The sequence below is a fragment of the uncultured Paracoccus sp. genome, from assembly GCF_947496875.1.
Lineage (GTDB): Bacteria > Pseudomonadota > Alphaproteobacteria > Rhodobacterales > Rhodobacteraceae > Paracoccus.
Map to the genome: position 1 here is coordinate 155,095 of NZ_CANMEH010000005.1, position 18,355 is coordinate 173,449.

Sequence of the window (18,355 nt, forward strand, 5' to 3'; positions counted from 1 at the left end):
CGCAGCGGACGACGGTCCGGCACCTCGGATGACGGTGCTCTGACCGCCCACCGTGCATCGGCCGTGAATCTGCTTGGGCGATCGGGTCGCTTCGGCTATGCCTCGTTGCGAGATCGGGATGGAGGCTTCGATGACGCAGCGGCTGCATCTGGTGTTCGGGGGCGAACTGGTCGACTCGCAACGGCATGAGTTCGCCGACCCGTCGGCAATCCACGTGGTCGGCGTCTTTCCCGATTATCGCAGCGCCCACGCCGCGTGGGCGGCCGAAGCGCAGCGCACCGTGGACAGCGCGCAGACCCGCTATTTCATCGCGCATCTGCACCGGCTGCACGACGAGAGCAGCGAGACGAGCCCGACGGGTGAGCTGGGCGCCTGACCGGCCATGGGATCTGGCCTGCCGGAGCTTGGGTTATGGCGGCGGCTGCGTCCCGTTCCGGCGGCCGAGGGCGAACTGGCGACGGTCGCGCCCCCCGGCACCGGACCGCTGATCCTGCTGCATGGCGGGGGCGGCGCCGCCGGGCTGGTCGCGGGCGCGGTTCTGGCCCGACGCAAGGATGCCCGGCTGGCCACGCTTGGTCCGCGCGGCGCTGATGATCTGCATGATCTGGTGCAGATGCAGCTGCAGGTTCCGACGGATCTGGGCGCCGCCCGCCACCTGATCGCGCAGTGCAACCCGGCCGCGATGGTGCTGTTCGACACCGATCTGCCCCGCGCGCTGCTGCTTGCCGCCGACGAGGCAGGGTTGCCCGTCACGCTGATCCAGACCCAGCCTATCCAGCCGGCGCAGCGGTCGTGGTGGCGCAGCCCGACCTCCCGCACCGCCTTGGGCCGCGTGTCGCGCCTGCTGGTCCCGGACCGGGTCACCTGGGCCGAGGCGTTGCGGCTGGGGATCGCGCCGGCGCGCATCGAGGTCATCGGTCCGCTGGTCCCGACCCGTTCGGTCCTGCGCTGCAATCCCCGGGAACAGGCCGCCCTGCAGGCGCAGCTGCACAACCGTCAGGTCTGGCTTGCCGCCGCCCTGCCGCTGGACGAGGCGCAGGCGGTGTTCGAGGCGCATCTGGCCGTCCTGACCTACAAGCACGGGGCGCTGCTGATCGCGGCGCCAGCCGATCCGGCGGCCGAGCCAGAACTCGCCCTAATCGCCGAACAGGCCGGACTGACCGTCGCCCGTCGGGCCATGGACCAGGAACCCACGACCGAGATCCAGGTGCTGCTGGCAGAGGACGGGGCCGAGCTGGGGCTGTGGTACCGACTGGCGTCGGTCAGCTTTCTCGGCGGGACGCTGCCGCCGGCGACAGGGGCCGGGCGGCCACGGCTGGCGATGCGCCACCCGTTCGAACCGGCGGCGCTGGGCTCGGCGATCATCCGCGGCCCCTGCACCGACGCCTATCCGGCCGAGTGGCAGCAGCTGGACTCCGCCCGCGCCGCGCGGATCGTGCAGGACGCGGACGGGCTGGCCGCTGCGGCGTCCGATCTGACCGCCCCCGATCAGACCGCCCGTCTGGCCCTGGCCGCATGGGAGGTGGCGACCAGCGGTGCCGCGGTGGCCAGCCATGTGGCCGGGGTCATCCTGTCGGACATCGAAGGGACGACCGCCTGATGCGCCGAGCACGGGACAAGGCGAAGCCGGGCATCGGCCCCGCCGCGCGGCCGGCGCGGGGCCTATGCCCCCTCCTCGTATTGCCCGCAGCCCGCGCCCTCGCCGGCCGCCGCCATTCGGCGTCGCCGCTGCGCCTCGCGCCGGGCTGGCGATGAGCGGGCGGGCCCCGGATTTCTGGTATGATCGGCCCGGTCCGATCACCCGGGCCCTGTCGCCTCTGGGGGCGCTCTATGCACGGGGCACTGCGCGCCGACTGCGGCGGGGGCGGCGGCAGCGGGTGGGTGTGCCGGTAATCTGCGTGGGCAATCTGAACGCCGGCGGCACGGGCAAGACCCCCACCGTGATCGCGCTTCTGCAGCGACTGGCGGACCGCGGGGTGCCGGCCCATGTCGTCAGCCGCGGCCATGGCGGGACCGAACGCGGGCCGCTGCGCGTGGTGCCGCAGCTTCACGGTGCCGCGCGGGTCGGCGACGAGCCGCGGCTGATGGCCGAGTTCGGCCCCGTCTGGGTGGGGCGGGACAGGGTGGCGACCGCGCGGCAGGCGGTCGAGGCGGGCGCGGGCGCCATCCTGCTGGACGACGGGTTTCAGGATCCTGCGCTGGCCCATGACCTGGCGATCGTGGTTGTCGATGCGGTCCGAGGGTGGGGCAACGGTCTGTGCCTGCCGGCCGGGCCGCTGCGCGAACCCGTCGCCCAGGGACTGGCCCGCGCCGACCTGATCCTGGCCATCGGACCCGCCGAGGCGCAGCGCCGTTTTGTCGCGCGCTGGCCGGACCTGCCAGTGCCGCGCCTGACCGCGCGGCTCGAGCCCTTGCAGACCGGCATGGACTGGACCGGGACACCGGTTCTGGCCTTTGCGGGGATCGGTCATCCGGAGAAATTCTTTGCCACGTTGGCGGCGCAAGGCGCGCAGATCATCCGGGCCGAAGCGCTTGCGGATCACCAGGCGTTTTCGCCGCAACTCCTGACCCGGTTGGAGACCGAGGCGCGGCTGGCGGGGGCGCAGCTGGTCACGACCGAAAAGGATGCGGCGCGGCTGCCCGACTCGTTCCGCCGCAAGGTGCTGACCCTGCCGGTCCGTCTGCAGATCGACGATCCGTCGGCGCTGGACGCCCGGCTGGACGCCATCGGCCTGTGAGAGGCCGCCCTCAACGCGCCAGCGCCCAGACCTTTCGCATCAGGCCGGGCAGGCTCTGCGGGTTCAGGTCGCGGCGCGGCATCAGGCTGCCCCGGACCACCGCAGCCCGTGGCGGTAGCGCGGCCAGCATGACCTGCAGGCGCAGGTCGAAATGCGTCAGGACGTGGCGCACCTCGCCCGCCTCCTGCCATGCCGCGTCGAGCGGCGGGGGCAGATCGGTGCCGTCCCACCCAGTTGTCGGAAAGCCCAGCGTGCCGCCCAGCAGGCCCCGGGCGGGCCGGTGATCGACAAGGACGTGACGATCGTCGCGGGCGACCCAGACCGTCCCGTGCCGAGTGGGGCGAGGTCGCTTGGGGCTGCGTCGGGGCAGGTCGGCCTGGATGCCGGCCGCACGGGCCGCACACAGGTCCATCAGCGGGCAGATGCCGCAGGCGGGGCTGCGCGGCGTGCAGATGGTCGCGCCCAGATCCATCATCGCCTGCGCGAAATCGCCGGGGCGCTGCGCCGGGGTCAGGCGGCCGGCCAGCACGGTCAGCGGCTTCTTGGCTGCGGGCAGGGGCGTCTGCACAGCAAACAGCCGCGCCACGACCCGCTCGACATTGCCGTCGACCACCGTTTCCGGCCGGTCGAAGGCGATCGCCGCGATCGCCGCCGCCGTGTAGGGGCCGATGCCGGGCAGGGCCTGCAGCCCGTCCCGGGTGTCGGGAAATGGCCCGGCCGCAGCCACTGCCCGAGCGGTCGCCAGCAGGTTGCGGGCGCGGGCATAGTATCCCAGCCCCGCCCATTCGGCCATCACCTCGGCATCGTCGGCGGCCGCCAGCGCATGGACATCGGGCCAGCGGGCGGTGAAGCGGTGGAAGTAGTCGCGCACCGCCGCCACGGTCGTCTGCTGCAGCATGATTTCGGACAGCCACACCCGGTAGGGTGCCGGTGCCGGGCTGCCGGGTGGCGCGCGCCAGGGCAGAGCACGGCCGTGGCGGTCGTACCAGTCCAGCAGCCGATCGGCGATCTGGCCCGGGGCGGCGTTCCCCGCGAGGGTCGCAGCCTCGGCAGCGGGATGATCGGCGGACTCACACAAACTTCACCCTTTCCGTTGCGGCGCGGACTGGCATCCCGGTGGCGGAGCGGTCAGACTGACGGCTGTTTCTGCCAACCCAGCACGGGAACCCGCCTCCGCATGGTCCGATCTTCCCGCAAACGCAAGTCTGCGCCCGGGGGCGTCCCGCCCCGCCGGATGCGCGGGTTCGAACCGGCGGCGCTGCTGGTGGCGCAGCGGGTGCGCGAAGGGGCAGAGGGGCGGGGCTTTGCCGTGACCCGGCTGCTGACCAACTGGTCGGAAATCGTGGGCGACGAGCTGGCCCGCTGCACCCGCCCGGTCCGCATCACCCACGGCAAGGGCTTTGGCGGCACGCTGACCATCCTGACCACCGGGCCGCTGGCGCCGCTGGTCCAGATGCAGCTGCCGCTGATCCGCGACAAGGTTAACGCGTGCTACGGGTTCAACGCCGTGTCGCGCATCAGCATTACCCAGACCGCCGCGCAGGGCTTTGCCGAGGGGCAGGCGGTGTTCGACGCGCCCCGCCAGGGCCCGAACGCAGCGTCTGCCCCGGCGCCCAGCCCCGAGCGCATCGCCGAGGCGGACAGGCTGGCGCGCGACTTTTCCGACCCTGCGCTGTCCCGTGCCATGCGGCAGCTGGCGATCAACATCCTGTCCCGACGGGACGCAAACGACCGAAAGGCCACTACATGACCCCGATCCTTCGCGCACTCGCATCCGCGATCGCCCTGTCGGCGACAGCCCTGCCCGCACTGGCCCAGACCACCGCCGCCCCGGCGGGCGAGACAGCGGCCGCCGGGCAGGTCGAGACGCTGCCCGACGTGGTGCTGGGGCAGGCCGATGCACCGCTGACCGTGGTCGAATATGCCAGCTTTACCTGCAGCCACTGTGCTGCCTTCCACGAGGAGGGATTCCCGAAGCTGAAGGCCGAGTACATCGACACCGGCAAGGTCAAGTTCATCCAGCGCGACGTCTATTTCGACCAGGTCGGCCTGTGGGCCGGGGTGCTGGCGCATTGCGGCGGGGACGAGAAGTACTATGCCGTGTCCGACCTGCTGCTGAGCCAGCAGGAAAAATGGCTGGACGCGAAAAGCGGCGACGATCTGGCCGCCAACCTGCGAAAGCTGGGTGCCGGCGCCGGATTCAGCGACGCCCAGATGGACGCCTGCTGGGCGGACCAGCAGAAGGTCGAGCAGCTGGTCGCGACATTCCAGAAGAACGCGGGCGCGGACGAGATCGAAGGCACCCCGACCTTCGTCATCGGCGGCGAGAAGGTCCAGAACCAGCCCTGGAACCAGTTGAAGGCCAAGATCGACGAAAAGCTGGCAGAGGCCGACACGGCCGCACCCGCGCAGAACTGACGCCATGCGGCCGCTCGACGGACTGAAGGTCGTTGAACTGGCGCGGATCCTGGCCGGCCCCTGGGCCGGTCAGATCCTGGCCGATCTGGGCGCCGAAGTGGTCAAGGTCGAGGCGCCCGAGGGCGACGACACCCGCCAGTGGGGGCCGCCCTTCATCGACCGCGAGGGCGACCGCTCGGCGGCCTATTTCCATGCGGCGAACCGCGGCAAGCGGTCCGTCATCGCGGATTTCCGGACCCCCGAGGGGCAGGCGGCGGTGCGCGAGCTCGTCGCCGATGCCGACGTGCTGATCGAGAACTTCAAGGTGGGCGGGCTGGCCAAGTACGGCCTGGACTCGCCCAGCCTGCAGGCGGTGAACCCGCGGCTGGTGTACTGTTCGATCACCGGGTTCGGACAGGACGGGCCGTATGCCACCCGCGCCGGCTATGACTACATCATCCAGGGCATGTCGGGCTTGATGAGCGTCACCGGCGAGCCCGGGGCACAGCCCCAGAAGGTCGGGGTGGCCGTGGTCGACGTGTTCACCGGCATCTACGGGGTGGTGGGAATCCTCGCCGCGCTACGCCAGCGGGACAGCACCGGTCGGGGCCAGCACGTGGACATGGCGCTGCTGGACGTGGCGACGGCGGTGATGGCGAACCAGGCCATGAACTATCTGGCCACCGGCGTCGCGCCGCAGCGGCTGGGCAATGCCCATCCGAACATCGTGCCCTACGCGGTGTTCGACTGCGCCGACGGCTGGATCATCATCGCCGCGGGCAATGACGGCCAGTATCGACGGCTGGTCGAGGTGCTGGGCCTGCCCGCGCTGGCAGATGCCCCGGATTACCGCACGAACGCGGACCGGATCGCCAACCGTGACGCCCTGACCGAGATGCTGACCACCGTCACGCGCGGCCGGACCCGCGACGACCTGCTGGCGGCGCTGGAACGGGCAGGGGTGCCCGCGGGGCCGATCAACGACATGGCCGACGTCTTTGCCGATCCCCAGGTGGTCGCCCGGGGGCTGAAGATCACGCCAGAGGGGGTTCCCGGTGTGCGCACCCCGATCCGGTTTTCCGACGCGGAACTGGCGCTGGATCGGGCCTCACCGAAGCTGGGCGCCGGCTGACGGGCGAACCGTGGGCCGCTGGGCGTAAAGTCTGCCTGGAGGCCGCTGCGGGTCGTCCGGTCCGATGCGCTCGCTGCGTCAGGCGTTCAGGCACCAGCGCATCACCGCCTTTTGCGCGTGCAGCCGGTTTTCGGCCTCGTCCCACACGACGCTCTGCGGGCCGTCCATCACCTCGGACGTGACCTCGTCGTCGCGATGCGCCGGCAGGCAGTGCATGAACAGCGCGTCGGGCTTCGCGTGGCGCATCAGATCGGTGTTCACCTGATAGCCGCGCAGCTGGTTATGGCGGCGTTCGCGCGCCGACTGCGGATCGTGCATGGACACCCAGGTGTCGGTCACGACCAGATCGGCCCCCTGCACGGCCTTGGAGGGGTCCCGTTCGATCACCGCCTGCACACCCTGGGCGCGCGCGAAGTCCATCCATTCCCGTTCAGGGTCCAGCGGCTTGGGGCCGGTGAAGGTGAAGTCGAAGCCGAACTGGCCCGCCGCGTGGATCAGGCTGGCGCAGACATTGTTGCCGTCGCCGGACCAGACGACCTTGCGCCCGGCGATCGGGCCGCGATGTTCCTCGAACGTCATCACGTCGGCCATGATCTGGCAGGGATGGGTGCGGTTGGTCAGGCCGTTGATCACCGGCACGTCGGCATACTCCGCCATTTCCTGCAGGGTCGCCTCCTCGAAGGTGCGGATCATGATCATGTCGACATAGCGGCTGAGCACGCGGGCGGTGTCGGCGATGGTCTCGCCATGGCCCAGCTGCATCTCGGCGCCCGACAGCACCATCGTCTGGCCGCCCATCTGCCGCACGCCAAGATCGAAGCTGACGCGGGTCCGGGTGGACGGCTTCTCGAAGATCAGCGCGACCATCCGGTTCTTCAGCGGCTGTTCGGCATCCGGTGTGCCCTTGGGCGCGCCGTTCCGGGCATCCTTCATCCGGCGTGCGGTATCGATGATCGCGCGCAGGTCGTTCTTGGAGGTGGTATGGATGTCGAGAAAGCTGCTCATGATCGGTGTCAGTCTTGTTGAGGGCCGAAGCGATGCCGTTCGGCGGCCGGACCCGCCCGAAAGGGGCAGATGATCGCGGCACATGACCGGCCTTGCCCCGACGGGTCAACCCCCGCCGGCCGATTTCAGCTGCTGCGTGTCGGCCGGTCGAACACCTTGCGGCCCATCAGGCTGCCGACCAGATCGACCATCATCCGTGTCGTCCGGCCGCGGTCGTCCAGGAACGGGTTCAGCTCGACAAGGTCGAGCGAGGTCATCAGCCCGCTTTCGTGGATCAGTTCGCAGACCAGATGCGCCTCGCGGAAGGTGGCGCCGCCGGGCACCGTCGTGCCCACCGCGGGCGCGACCGAAGGATCCAGAAAGTCGACATCGAGGCTGACATGCAGCAGGCCGTTCTCTGCCGCGACGCGTTCAAGGAACGCGCGCATCGGGACGGCAAAGCCGTACTCGTCCAGCACCCGCATGTCGTTCACGACGATGTCGGTCTGCGCCAGTGCGGCGTGTTCGTCCGGATCGATCGAGCGGATTCCGAACAGGCAGATGTTGCGTTCGGGGACCGGCGCGGGAAACGGCGGAAACGGATCGAACCCCGGCCGACCGGCCAAGTAGCCCAGCGGCGTGCCGTGCAGGTTGCCGGACCGGGTGGTGTCCAGACTGTGAATGTCGGAATGCGCGTCCAGCCACAGCACGAACAGCGGACGCTGCAGCCGCGCCGCGTGGCGGGCGACCCCGGCGACCGAGCCGAGCGACAGCGCGTGATCCCCGCCCATGAAGATCGGCATGCCGTCGGCGCAGGCGGCCTCGGCCACGTGGGCCAGCGCGCGTGTCCAGCCGATCACCTCGGGCAGATGATGGACCAGCGGGTTGGTGCAGGCCTGCATCCCCACCTCGCCCAGCGTGACGTCGCCGCGGTCCTCGACACCGTGGTCCAGCCCCGCAAGGGTGCGGCCCAACCCCGCGACACGATAGGCGGCAGGACCCATCAGGCAGCCCGGACGCTGCTGCCCTTCGTCGACCGGGGCGCCGATCAGGATGCAATGGGTCAATTTCGCGTCCTGTGATCCGCTAACGGTGGTGCCATGCTAGCGGGGCGCAGTGCCGGTGGCCACCGGAACGGCTGGCGAGGCGCATCACCGGACATGCAACCAGCGGGTCTCAGTCGCGTACCCCCTTGAAACGCGACTGCCAATCCTCTCGCTGCTCATCGGTGATCTTGACGAACAGCACCTCGGGGACACCGAAGGCGTGACCCGGGGCGAGGGCGGTCAGCGCCGCCGCCACGCTATCCGGCCAACTCCAGTCGCCGCTCCGCATCGCCGCCAGCATCGCATCGGCAGCAAAGGGGATGAACGGGGCCGACAGCACCGCGTAGAGGCGGATCAGGTTCAGTCCCAGCCGCACCTGCATCGCGGCGCGGTCCGGATCGGTCTTGAAGGTTGCCCAGGGTGCCGCCGACTGCAGGTATTCGTTGCCGAGCACCCAGATTGCCCGCAGTTCGGTCGCGGCCTTGCGGACCTCCATCGCGGCCATGAACCCCTCATAGGCCCGGATCCGGGTGGTCAGCGCGTCGAGCAGCCCCTGTTCGGCCTCGCCCCACTCGCCCCCGGTCGGGACGCTTTCTCCGAATTTCGACCGGCAGAACTTGGTGATGCGGCTGACGAAGTTGCCCAGCACGTCGGCCAGGTCCTTGTTCACGGTCGCCTGGAAGTTTTCCCAGGTGAATTCGGCGTCCGACCCCTCGGGTGCATGCGACAGCAGCCACCAGCGCCAGTAATCCGCGGGCAGGATGTCCAGCGCCTGGTCCATGAACACGCCGCGGCCCTGGCTGGTCGAGAACTGGCCGCCGTCGTAGTTCAGGTAGTTGAACGACTTGATGTAGTCGACCAGTTTCCACGGCTCGCCGGATCCCATGATCGTGGCCGGGAAGCTGAGCGTGTGGAACGGCACGTTGTCCTTGCCCATGAACTGCGTGTAGGTGACGTCCCCCGCCCCCTCGTCCAGCCGCCACCAGCGCCGCCAGGCGGCATCGGGTTCGCCCCGTTCGTCGGTCAGCTCCTTGGTGGCGGCGATGTACTCGATGGGCGCGTCGAACCAGACGTAGAAAACCTTGCCCTCCATTTCCGGCCAGGGCTCGGTGCCCTTCCTCACCGGGACGCCCCAGTCCAGATCGCGGGTGATGCCGCGGTCCTGCAGCCCCTCGCCGTCGTTCAGCCACTTCTTCGCGATCGACGTGGTCAGGATCGGCCAGTCGGTCTTGCTGTCGATCCACGCGGCCAGACGGTCCTTCAGCGCCGACTGGCGAAGGTAGAGGTGCTTGGTTTCCCGCACCTCCAGATCGGTCGAGCCGCTGATCGCGCTACGCGGCTCGATCAGATCGGTGGGGTCCAGCTGCTTGGTGCAGTTCTCGCACTGGTCGCCGCGGGCCCGGTCATAGCCGCAATTGGGGCAGGTCCCCTCGATATAGCGGTCCGGCAGAAAGCGGCCGTCGGCATGCGAATACATCTGCCGCTCGCTGACCTCGGCGATCAGCCCCTTCTCGGCCAGCTTCCCGGCGAAATGCTGGGTGAGCGCGTGGTTCTGCGGGCTGGAGGAGCGGCCGAACTTGTCGAACGACAGGCCGAAGCGGTCAGCGATGTCGGCCTGCACCGCATGCATCTCGGCGCAGAACACGTCCACCGGTTTGCCGGCCTTGGCCGCCGCCAGCTCGGCCGGGGTGCCGTGTTCGTCGGTGGCGCAGATGAACATCACCTCATGTCCGCGGGCCCGCTGGTAGCGGGCGAACAGGTCCGCCGGCAACTGGCTGCCCACCAGGTTCCCCAGATGCTTGATGCCGTTGATATAGGGGATGGCAGAGGTGATCAGATGCCGGGCCATGTCGCGTCCTTCTGTGCTGCGGCCTGTCTAGCGGCGACCCCGGGCCAGGTGAAGGGCCGCGCGTCGGGGCCGGCTGCCGAGTTGCCGCTGACAGGCGATCGTTCTAAGTCTGGCGCGCCCCCGAACCCGAGCAGGAGCCGACGTGCTGCGGTTGACGCATCCCTCGCTTTTTCTGGCATGGACGCTGTCCGTCACGCTGGTCTTCATCGGCATCGACCTGATGCTGTACGACGACGTGTCCCGGGTCTTCAAGGAAGAGGGCGCGATCGAATACATCAGTGCGGTGCACCTGATCGGGGCGACGGTGCTGTGGTACAGCCTGCATCCGGGACCGGCATCGCGGCGGGACTGGCACATTCCCGTGCTGCTGATCCTGGCGGCGATGCGCGAGCTCGATTTCGACAAGCGCTTCACCAGCAACGGGGTGCTGCAACTGCGGCTGTACAGCGCCGACGGGCCCCTGGTGGAAAAGCTGATCGGGGCCACGGTGGTGATCTTGCTGCTGGTCGCTCTGGTGCGGCTTGTCCGGCGCAACCTGCGCGGCTGGCTGCACCGGCTGCGCCATGCCGACCCGTCGGCGTGGCTCGTGCTTCTTGCCCTTGCGGCGATCGCCGTCGCCAAGAGCCTGGACGGCGCGGGGCGCAAGCTGGCGCCGCTGGGCATCGACCTGGACCCGTCGGTTGGGATCCGTCTCGGGCGGCTGGAAGAGCTGCTGGAACTGGTCGCAGCGCTGACCCTGATCCAGGCGATCGTCTATTTCCGCCGCGACTGGGGGCAGGGATCCCCGAAACCGGCCGATCGTCGCCCCTGACGCCGATCGCCGCCCTCAGCGCCGGCGGTCGCGGCGCGAGCTCATCGGCTGGAACGCCACCCCGACATGCGCCTCGCAATAGGGTTTGCCGGGCTGGCTGGGCAGGCCGCAGAACCAGAACTTGTCGGTCGCGGGATCGCCGATCGGCCATTTGCAGGTCCGCTCGGTCAGTTCCATCAGCGACAGCTTTCGCGCCTTCTTCTCCACCTCGCGGACCGAGGCGAGCGCCTCGGGCGAAATCTCGTTGGCCGATGGCTGGGGGGGCAGCGGCTGACCCGCCGGCACGATGGGGCGGCGCGAGGTGAAGACGGGCGCGACGGGTGCCGGCGCCGTTGCCGGGGCGACGGTCTCATCCCCGGTGTCGTCTGCGGCGGCATCGGCGTCACCGGGCGCCGGATCCGCCGGCGGGGCCACCTCGTTCGCGGGCTGCGGGCTGCCCGGCTCGAAGATGGGGTCCGTGTCTGCCGGCAATTCGGCCGGCGGCTGTTCGGGTGAGGCGGCCGGTTCGGGCGCCGGGGCCGCGCCCGCCGTCTCTACCGTCTCCGTGCGGTTCGACAGCCCCAGCCGGTGAACCTTGCCGATCACGGCATTCCGCGTGACCCCACCCAGATCCTTGGCGATCTGGCTGGCCGAAAGACCTTCGGCCCACATGCGTTTCAGCGTCTCGACGCGTTCATCCGTCCAGGACATGGCTTGCCTTCCTCGCGGGGCGCGCGATCGCCGCCCGCAGCTTGCATTTCGGCACCGGACTGTCTTTAACCGGGCTGATTGGGAATAGTTCCTGACCCTTCCGATTTCAAGGATGACCCGCGCATGCGCCCTCGATCCGCCGATGCCGGCATGACGTCCGATGCGTCGATGGGCGTGCGCCGGTTCGGCCGGATCAACTGGCTGGGCCTGCGCACCCTGATCTGGCGCGAGATCATGCGGTTCATGGCCGTGTGGCAGCAGACCGTGTTCGCGCCGCTGATGACCGCCGGGCTGTTCGTGATGGTCTTTGCCCTGGCGCTGGGGCGCGACCGGGGCGAGGTGATGGGCCTGCCCTACATCGTGTTCCTGGGGCCGGGCATCCTGATGATGACGGTCATCCAGAACGCCTTTGCCAACAGCTCGTCGTCGGTGATCTCGGCCAAGATGCAGGGCAACATCGTCGACACGCTGATGCCGCCACTGTCCCCGGGCGAGATCCTGGTCGGCTATCTGGTGGGCTCGCTGGCGCGGGCGTCGCTGGTCGCGCTGGTGATCGGAACCGGGCTGGCGCTGGCCCTGGGCGTGGTTCCGGCGCAACCGCTGTGGGCCGCAACCTTTGTCGTGCTGGCCGCGCTGCTGATGGGCGGGCTGGGCCTGCTGGGCGGGATCTTTGCGCAGAAGTTCGACCAGATGGCGGCCATCACCAACTTCATCGTGACGCCGCTGTCGTTCCTGTCCGGCACGTTCTATTCCGTCGCGATGCTGCCGGAACCGTTCCGGACGCTGTCGCACTGGAACCCCGTCTTTTATCTGATCGACGGCGCCCGCTACGGGTTCACCGGGGTCAGCGACGCGCCGCCGCTGCGCGGCCTTGCCGTGTCGGTCCTGTCCGTGGCGGTGGTTGCGTGGGTGGCCTGGCGCTGGCTGCGCAGCGGCTACCGGATGAAGGCCTAGGCCCCGGCCCGGGCGGGCGCGGTGCCGACCGCCACCCAAGCGGCGCCGCGACGCCAGAACCGGGTCATCAGCAGCACGGCGGCGGCTGTCAGCCCGATGACCAGCCCGGCCCACAGCCCCGCCGGGCCCATGCCCAGCGGAAAGGCCAGCAGATACCCCGCCGGCAATCCGATGATCCAGTAGCTGACCACCCCCAGCGCCATGGGCACGCGGGTGTCCTGCACGCCCCGCAGCAGCCCCAGCGCCATGGCCTGCAGCGCGTCGACCACCTGAAACGCGCCCGCATAGATCATCAGGGCGGCCGCCAGCGCAACGATGCCGGGCGCGCGCGGATTGTCGGCGTCCAGATAGAGCCCGGTCAGCCATTCCGGCCACAGCACGAACACCCCCATGGTCAGCACCGCGAACCCCGTCGACAACAGCGTGGCCGCCGCGGCCGCCGCCGAGAGGCCGGGGCCGTCGCCGCGTCCCTGCGCCGCGCCCACGCGGATGGTCGCGGCATTCGACAGCCCCAGATGCACCATGAAGGTAAGCGAGGCGATCTGCAGCGCGATCCCGTGCGCCGCCAGCGGGTCCGGCCCGAACCATCCCATCATCAGGTTGGCGCCGGTGAACATCCCGATCTCGGCCACCAGCGTCAGCCCGATCGGCAGGCCCAGCCACAGGATCTCGCGAAACGCCGGCCAGTCCGGTCGCCAGAACCGGGTGAACAGCGCAAAGCGCCGCGCCTGGGGCAGCCAGCTGGCATACAGCGCCAGCGCCAGCAGCTGCAGCCAGTTGACCGCCAGGCTGGCCAGGGCGGCGCCGTACACGCCCCACGCCGGAAAGGGGCCGGGGCCAAAGATCAGCAGCCAGTTCAGTGCCGCGTTCAGCGGCAGCCCCGCCAGCGTGACCCACAGCACCAGGTTGGCCCGCCCGAGCGCCGCCAGATAGCTGTTCAGCACCATGCCGCCCAGGACCGCCGGCATCGCCAACCCCATGACCCGCAGCCAGTCCTGCGCCAACCCGGCGATCTGCGGGTCCTGGCCCAGGGCCGACAGGATCGGTCCAGACCCCCACAGCAGCGGGAACGTCAGGGCAGAATGCAGCCCGGACAGCCAGAGCGCCATGCGCGTGGCCCGGCGCACATCGGTGTGGTCGTCCCGCGACAGGGCGGCGGCGATGCGGCCCATCAGGCCGATCGCGTAGCCGCCCCCGCCCATGACCAGGATCAGAAACACCGAGGTGGCCAGCACCAGCGCCGCCAGCGCATCGACCCCGTAGCGGCCGATCATCAGCGTGTCGATGACGCCGATCGCCATGCGCGCTAGGTGACTGCCGATCAGCGGCAGGCCCAGCACCAGGGTCGGCACCAGATGAGGACGCAGAGGCGGCATGAACCCCTGTCTCACGCCGGTGCGACCCGGGCAAGAACGATGATCCGCCGGTCGTCGGCGCCGGCCGTCCTCGGCGCGGCGCCTGCGCCTTGCGATCCGGCCCGCGTCAGTCCAGCCGGTCGGGCAGATCCAGGCCGCGCAGCAGGTCACCGGCCTGCATCGGGCGGCGGCCCTGGCGCTGCGCCTCGGTCACCTCGATCGCGCCCTGGCCGCAGGCCACCACGAACCCGCCCAGCACCTGGCCGGGCGTGCCGCCGGCGTCCCGCAGGCGAGAGCGCAGCAGCTTGACCCGTTCGCCGGCGATCTCGCACCAGGCGCCGGGAAACGGCGACAGGCCGCGGATCTGGCGGTCGATCTCGACCGCGGGGCGGGACCAGTCGATGCGGGCCTCGGACTTGTCGATCTTGGCGGCATAGGTCACCCCGTCGCCGGCCTGCGCTGTCGCGGGCAGCGGCAGCCGGTCCAGTGTCCGGACGATCAGCGATGCGCCCAGTTCGGCCAGACGGTCGTGCAGGTCGCCGGTGGTGTCCTCGGGTCCGATCCGGGTCCGCGCCTCGGCCAGCACCGGACCGGTGTCCAGCCCCGCCTCCATCTGCATGATCGCGACGCCGGTTTCCTCGTCGCCCGCCATGACGGCGCGATGGATGGGTGCGGCGCCGCGCCAGCGGGGCAGAAGCGAGGCGTGGATGTTCAGGCAGCCCAGCCGCGGCGCCTGCAGCACCTCGGGTGGCAGGATCAGCCCGTAGGCCACCACCACGGCCACATCGGCCTGCAAGGCGGCGAAGGCGGCCTGATCCTCGGGCGATTTCAGCCGCGCCGGGGTCCGCACCGGCAGCCCCAGCGCCGTCGCGGCGCTCTGCACCGGCGAGGGACGTGGCTGCTGCCCGCGCCCTGCGGCGCGGGGCGGTTGGGAATAGACCGCGATCACCTCGTGGCGCGCGGCGATGACCTGCAGCGCCGGGACCGAAAAGGCCGGCGTTCCCATGAAGATCACGCGCATGGCATCCCCCGTTGCTGACAATTGACGCGCCGCCGTCTTTGCCCGACGCTGATGGAAGGGGAAAGGCCACCGCGGCCGAAGATCAGGGGGAAACGCCCATGCTGAACCGTCTCCGCGCGATCGTCCGGGTCGCCGTCGTCACCTCGTCGATCGCCGTTCTCGCCGCCACGATGGCCGCCGCCGCCACACTGGACGATGCGGGCCTGCACGAAGAGCCCTGGATCCACGAAACATTCAAGGACCTGCGCGAGGATCTGGCCGATGCGAACACCGCCGGAAAACGCCTGCTGATCCTGGTCGAGCAGCGCGGCTGCATCTACTGCAAGCAGATGCACGAAGAGGTGTTTTCCCAGCCCGACATCGCCGCCAGCCTGACCGATGATTACTACGTCATCCGGCTGAACATGTTCGGTGACGTCGAGGTCACCGACTTTGACGGAACGGCGCTGCCGGAAAAGGACATGGTGATGCGCTGGGGCGTGATGTTCACACCCACGATGATGTTCATGCCCGAGGAGGTGCCGCAGGACACGACCGCCGCAAAGGCGTCAGTGGCCACGATGCCGGGCGCGTTCAAGGAAGGGACGACCCGCGCGCTGCTGACGTGGGTCAAGGAAAAGCACTATGAAAGCGGTCAGAACTTTCAGAAATTCGTGGCCGAGCAGGTGAACCCGGACGCCCCCGCTCAGTAGGCGGCGCGGGATCGTCCTGGCGCTGCCTCCCGCGATCTGCCGGTGCTCCGCCGCGGGTCAGCGCTGGTCGGGCTGGCCGAACAGGTGCTTGTGCGACTCGCGACTGCTGGTCTGGTTGCGCAGTTCCGCGGCGAGACCATAGCCCTGCTGCACCGCCGGGCGCGCGCCGACCCGGTCGAGCCATGCCTGCATGTTCGGGAACCGGGTGATGTCCTGCTGCTGGCCCTCCCACAGCACGGCCCATGGCCAGATCGCCATGTCCGCGATGGAGTAGTCGCCGGCCACGTATTCCCGATCCGCAAGCCGCCTGTCGAGCACGCCGTAGAGGCGCGCGACCTCGTTGCGGTAACGGGTCTGGGCATAGGGCAGCACCTGTGGCGGGTCCATTTCGGGCGCGTAGCGCAGGAAGTGGTGTGCCTGCCCGGCCATCGGCCCGACGCCGCCCATCTGCCAGAACAGCCACTGGTCCACCTCGACGCGTTCTCGTTCGGTGGTGCCGTGAAAGCGCCCGGTCTTGCGGGCCAGGTATTGCAGGATCGCGCCCGACTCGAAGATCAAGATCGGCCGACCATCGGGGCCGTCCGGGTCAACGATGGCCGGCATCCGGTTGTTCGGCGAGATCGACAGGAACTCCGGCTTGAACTGGTCGCCGGCGCCGATGTTCACCAGGCGCAGGTCGTAGGGCAGGTCCATCTCGTGCAGCGCGATGGACACCTTCCAGCCGTTCGGGGTGGGCCAGTAGTGCAGTTCGATGGGTTGGGTCATGGGGTCCGCCTCGCCTCTCGGGTCCCCCTTGATCTGCCGGTGACGCGGCGGGTTCAAGTCGTTGCGCCCGCGCCTTTGCCGGAGCGGCGCCTGCCATGGCGTCCCGGCGCGAGGGCGCCGCCGGCCCGGTCAGGCCCGCTCGCGCTCCATCTCGCGTTTCAGCTTGACCATCTTGCGCGTGATCATCTGCCGCTTCATCGCACCCAGGTGATCGATGAACAGGCGTCCGTTCAGATGGTCCAGCTCGTGCTGGGCGCAGGTCGCCCACAGCCCGTCGAAGTCGCGCTCGTGAATGCGGCCGTCCAGCCCGGTCCAGCGCATCCGCACCTCGGCGGGGCGGGTCACGTCGGCGTACTGGTCCGGGATCGACAGGCAGCCTTCCTCATAGGTGTTCAGTTCATCCGAGGTCTGGACGATCTCGGGGTCGATCAGCACCATCGGCTGCGGCGCGGCGGCGGGGTCCTTGGTGCAGTCCATGACGAACAGCCGCGACAGCACCCCCAGCTGCGGCGCCGCCAGCCCCACGCCCGGCGCGTTGTACATGGTGGCCAGCATGTCCGCCGCCAGCGTCTCGATCTCGGGCGTGACCCGACCTAGGGGCGCGCAGACCTTTTTCAGGCGCGGATCGGGATGGATCAGGATCGGGCGGATCGTCATTCCGGCGATTTAGGCCAAGCCTTCCTTGCGCGCAACAGATCGGTATGCTCGCGGCGCTGCAACCAGAGGAATGCCCATGACCGGACCCGATTTCGACGCGCTGATCGAACGCCGCGGCACGCTCTGCAACAAGTGGGACGACATGCCGGCGGTCTTCGGGATCGCCGATCCGGACGTGCTGCCGATGTGGGTTGCGGACATGGACTTCCCCGCGCCCGACGCGGTGCGCACGGCGCTGGAACGCACCGTCGCGCACGGGATCTATGGTTACCCGGGTCAGAACCGGCCCTACCTGGGCGCGATCCGCTGGTGGATGGGGACGCGGCATGGCTGGGATGTCGCGGCAGAGGAGATCCTGTCCGTCCACGGGCTGGTCAACGGCACGGCCCTGGCGGTCGACGCGTTTACCAGTCCGGGTGACGGCGTGATCCTGATGACCCCCGTCTATCACGCCTTCGCCCGGGTGATCCGGGCCAGCGGCCGGCAGGTCGTCGAACTGCCGCTGGCGATGGACGAAGGCCGCCATGCGCTGGACTGGGACGGATGGGCGGGGCGTCTGACCGGCGGCGAACGGATGCTGATCCTGTGTTCGCCCCATAACCCGGGCGGCCGGGTCTGGTCCGCCGGCGAACTGCGCCAGATCGCCGATTTCTGCCGCGACCGCGACCTGATCCTGGTGTCCGACGAGATCCACCACGACCTGGTCATGCCCGGCGCGCCCGCGCACACGGTGACCGCACGGGCGGCGCCGGACAGTGCGGATCGGCTGATCACGCTCACCTCGGCCACCAAGACCTTCAACATCGCCGGCGCGCATCTCGGCAATGCGATCATCGCCGATCCGAGGCTGCGCGAGCGGTACAAGGCGCGGATGATGGCGCTGGGCATTTCACCCGGACTGTTCGGGCTGCCGATGGTGACCGCCGCCTATTCCCCCGAGGGGGCGGCGTGGGTGGATGCGCTGATGACCTACCTTGCCGGCAACGCCCGCGTGTTCGACGAAGGAATGGCCGACATTCCGGGGGTGCGATCCATGCCCCTGCAGGCCACCTATCTGTCCTGGGTGGATTTCGGCGGCACCGGCCTGGCCGCAGCCGAGTTGCATGACCGGATCGAGGGTCAGGCCCGGATCGCCGCAAGTCATGGCGAAAGCTTCGGCAGCGGCGGGCAGGGCTGGATGCGGTTCAACATCGCGACGCCGCGGGTGCGGGTGCACGAGGCGGTCGCGCGCCTGCGCGAGGCGTTTCGCGACCTGCAGTGATCT

19 protein-coding genes are annotated in these 18,355 nt (G+C 69.6%); 10 read left to right on the forward strand and 9 right to left on the reverse strand.

Annotated elements, in window-relative coordinates:
• Positions 1-130 precede the first annotated feature (130 nt).
• The 3 genes from Q0938_RS08710 to lpxK all read left to right on the forward strand — a co-directional run bounded on the left by Q0938_RS08710 (position 131) and on the right by lpxK (position 2,738).
• A complete protein-coding gene (locus Q0938_RS08710; protein WP_299361002.1) occupies positions 131-376 on the forward strand; it encodes a DUF4170 domain-containing protein in 246 nt (81 codons plus the stop codon).
• Positions 377-382: 6 nt separating this feature from the next.
• Positions 383-1,600 carry a glycosyltransferase N-terminal domain-containing protein gene (locus Q0938_RS08715; protein WP_299361005.1) on the forward strand — a complete coding sequence of 406 codons (1,218 nt, stop codon included), beginning with the start codon at positions 383-385 and terminating at the stop codon, positions 1,598-1,600.
• Between the two features lie 151 nt (positions 1,601-1,751).
• A complete protein-coding gene (gene lpxK / locus Q0938_RS08720) occupies positions 1,752-2,738 on the forward strand; it encodes a tetraacyldisaccharide 4'-kinase (RefSeq protein ID WP_299361008.1) in 987 nt (328 codons plus the stop codon).
• A gap of 10 nt (positions 2,739-2,748) precedes the next feature.
• Here lpxK and Q0938_RS08725 read toward each other — a convergent pair whose 3' ends face one another.
• A complete protein-coding gene (locus Q0938_RS08725; protein ID WP_299361177.1) occupies positions 2,749-3,747 on the reverse strand; it encodes an A/G-specific adenine glycosylase in 999 nt (332 codons plus the stop codon).
• A 168-nt stretch (positions 3,748-3,915) separates the two neighbouring features.
• Here Q0938_RS08725 and Q0938_RS08730 point away from each other — a divergent pair, with 168 nt between their 5' ends.
• The 3 genes from Q0938_RS08730 to Q0938_RS08740 are packed head-to-tail and all read left to right on the forward strand — an operon-like array spanning position 3,916 to position 6,267.
• Positions 3,916-4,488 (forward strand): DUF721 domain-containing protein, encoded by a 573-nt coding sequence (locus tag Q0938_RS08730; RefSeq protein ID WP_299361011.1) that lies wholly within the window; start codon positions 3,916-3,918, stop codon positions 4,486-4,488.
• Positions 4,485-5,156, forward strand: coding sequence for a DsbA family protein (locus tag Q0938_RS08735; RefSeq protein WP_299361014.1), 672 nt, complete (start codon positions 4,485-4,487; stop codon positions 5,154-5,156). Before Q0938_RS08730 ends, Q0938_RS08735 begins: the two co-directional genes overlap by 4 nt.
• A gap of 4 nt (positions 5,157-5,160) precedes the next feature.
• The gene (locus Q0938_RS08740; RefSeq protein WP_299361017.1) at positions 5,161-6,267 is read left to right on the forward strand and encodes a CaiB/BaiF CoA-transferase family protein; all 1,107 of its coding nucleotides are present in this window, start codon (positions 5,161-5,163) and stop codon (positions 6,265-6,267) included.
• Between the two features lie 78 nt (positions 6,268-6,345).
• Here Q0938_RS08740 and argF read toward each other — a convergent pair whose 3' ends face one another.
• The 3 genes from argF to metG all read right to left on the reverse strand — a co-directional run bounded on the left by argF (position 6,346) and on the right by metG (position 10,146).
• Complete coding sequence (argF, locus tag Q0938_RS08745; RefSeq protein WP_299361019.1) at positions 6,346-7,272, reverse strand: ornithine carbamoyltransferase; 927 nt, start codon at positions 7,270-7,272, stop codon at positions 6,346-6,348.
• A gap of 125 nt (positions 7,273-7,397) precedes the next feature.
• A complete protein-coding gene (gene rocF / locus Q0938_RS08750) occupies positions 7,398-8,318 on the reverse strand; it encodes an arginase (protein WP_299361021.1) in 921 nt (306 codons plus the stop codon).
• Positions 8,319-8,427: 109 nt separating this feature from the next.
• The gene (gene metG / locus Q0938_RS08755) at positions 8,428-10,146 is read right to left on the reverse strand and encodes a methionine--tRNA ligase (RefSeq protein ID WP_299361024.1); all 1,719 of its coding nucleotides are present in this window, start codon (positions 10,144-10,146) and stop codon (positions 8,428-8,430) included.
• Between the two features lie 142 nt (positions 10,147-10,288).
• Between metG and Q0938_RS08760 the strand changes: the two genes are divergently transcribed.
• The gene (locus Q0938_RS08760) at positions 10,289-10,957 is read left to right on the forward strand and encodes a hypothetical protein (RefSeq protein ID WP_299361027.1); all 669 of its coding nucleotides are present in this window, start codon (positions 10,289-10,291) and stop codon (positions 10,955-10,957) included.
• Positions 10,958-10,972: 15 nt separating this feature from the next.
• On the opposite strand, the gene Q0938_RS08765 is transcribed toward Q0938_RS08760, so the two are convergent.
• Positions 10,973-11,647 carry a GcrA family cell cycle regulator gene (locus Q0938_RS08765; RefSeq protein WP_299361030.1) on the reverse strand — a complete coding sequence of 225 codons (675 nt, stop codon included), beginning with the start codon at positions 11,645-11,647 and terminating at the stop codon, positions 10,973-10,975.
• A 123-nt stretch (positions 11,648-11,770) separates the two neighbouring features.
• Between Q0938_RS08765 and Q0938_RS08770 the strand changes: the two genes are divergently transcribed.
• Positions 11,771-12,601, forward strand: coding sequence for an ABC transporter permease (locus Q0938_RS08770; protein ID WP_299361032.1), 831 nt, complete (start codon positions 11,771-11,773; stop codon positions 12,599-12,601).
• Here Q0938_RS08770 and Q0938_RS08775 read toward each other — a convergent pair.
• Together Q0938_RS08775 and fmt are read right to left on the reverse strand one after the other, a co-directional pair.
• Positions 12,598-13,977 carry an MATE family efflux transporter gene (locus Q0938_RS08775; protein WP_299361034.1) on the reverse strand — a complete coding sequence of 460 codons (1,380 nt, stop codon included), beginning with the start codon at positions 13,975-13,977 and terminating at the stop codon, positions 12,598-12,600. The two genes, Q0938_RS08770 and Q0938_RS08775, sit on opposite strands and share 4 nt — an antisense overlap.
• 106 nt (positions 13,978-14,083) lie before the next feature.
• Positions 14,084-14,977 carry a methionyl-tRNA formyltransferase gene (gene fmt, locus Q0938_RS08780; protein WP_299361037.1) on the reverse strand — a complete coding sequence of 298 codons (894 nt, stop codon included), beginning with the start codon at positions 14,975-14,977 and terminating at the stop codon, positions 14,084-14,086.
• 98 nt (positions 14,978-15,075) lie between these two features.
• On the opposite strand from fmt, the gene Q0938_RS08785 reads away from it, so the two are divergent.
• Positions 15,076-15,669, forward strand: coding sequence for a thioredoxin family protein (locus tag Q0938_RS08785; protein WP_299361040.1), 594 nt, complete (start codon positions 15,076-15,078; stop codon positions 15,667-15,669).
• Between the two features lie 57 nt (positions 15,670-15,726).
• Here the strand turns inward: Q0938_RS08785 and Q0938_RS08790 are convergent, their stop codons facing one another.
• A complete protein-coding gene (locus Q0938_RS08790) occupies positions 15,727-16,434 on the reverse strand; it encodes a glutathione S-transferase N-terminal domain-containing protein (RefSeq protein WP_299361043.1) in 708 nt (235 codons plus the stop codon).
• Positions 16,435-16,563: 129 nt separating this feature from the next.
• Entirely contained in the window at positions 16,564-17,091 is a 528-nt protein-coding gene (gene def / locus Q0938_RS08795) for a peptide deformylase (protein WP_299361046.1), read from the reverse strand.
• A 76-nt stretch (positions 17,092-17,167) separates the two neighbouring features.
• Between def and Q0938_RS08800 the strand changes: the two genes are divergently transcribed.
• The gene (locus Q0938_RS08800; protein ID WP_299361049.1) at positions 17,168-18,352 is read left to right on the forward strand and encodes a MalY/PatB family protein; all 1,185 of its coding nucleotides are present in this window, start codon (positions 17,168-17,170) and stop codon (positions 18,350-18,352) included.
• Positions 18,353-18,355 lie beyond the last annotated feature (3 nt).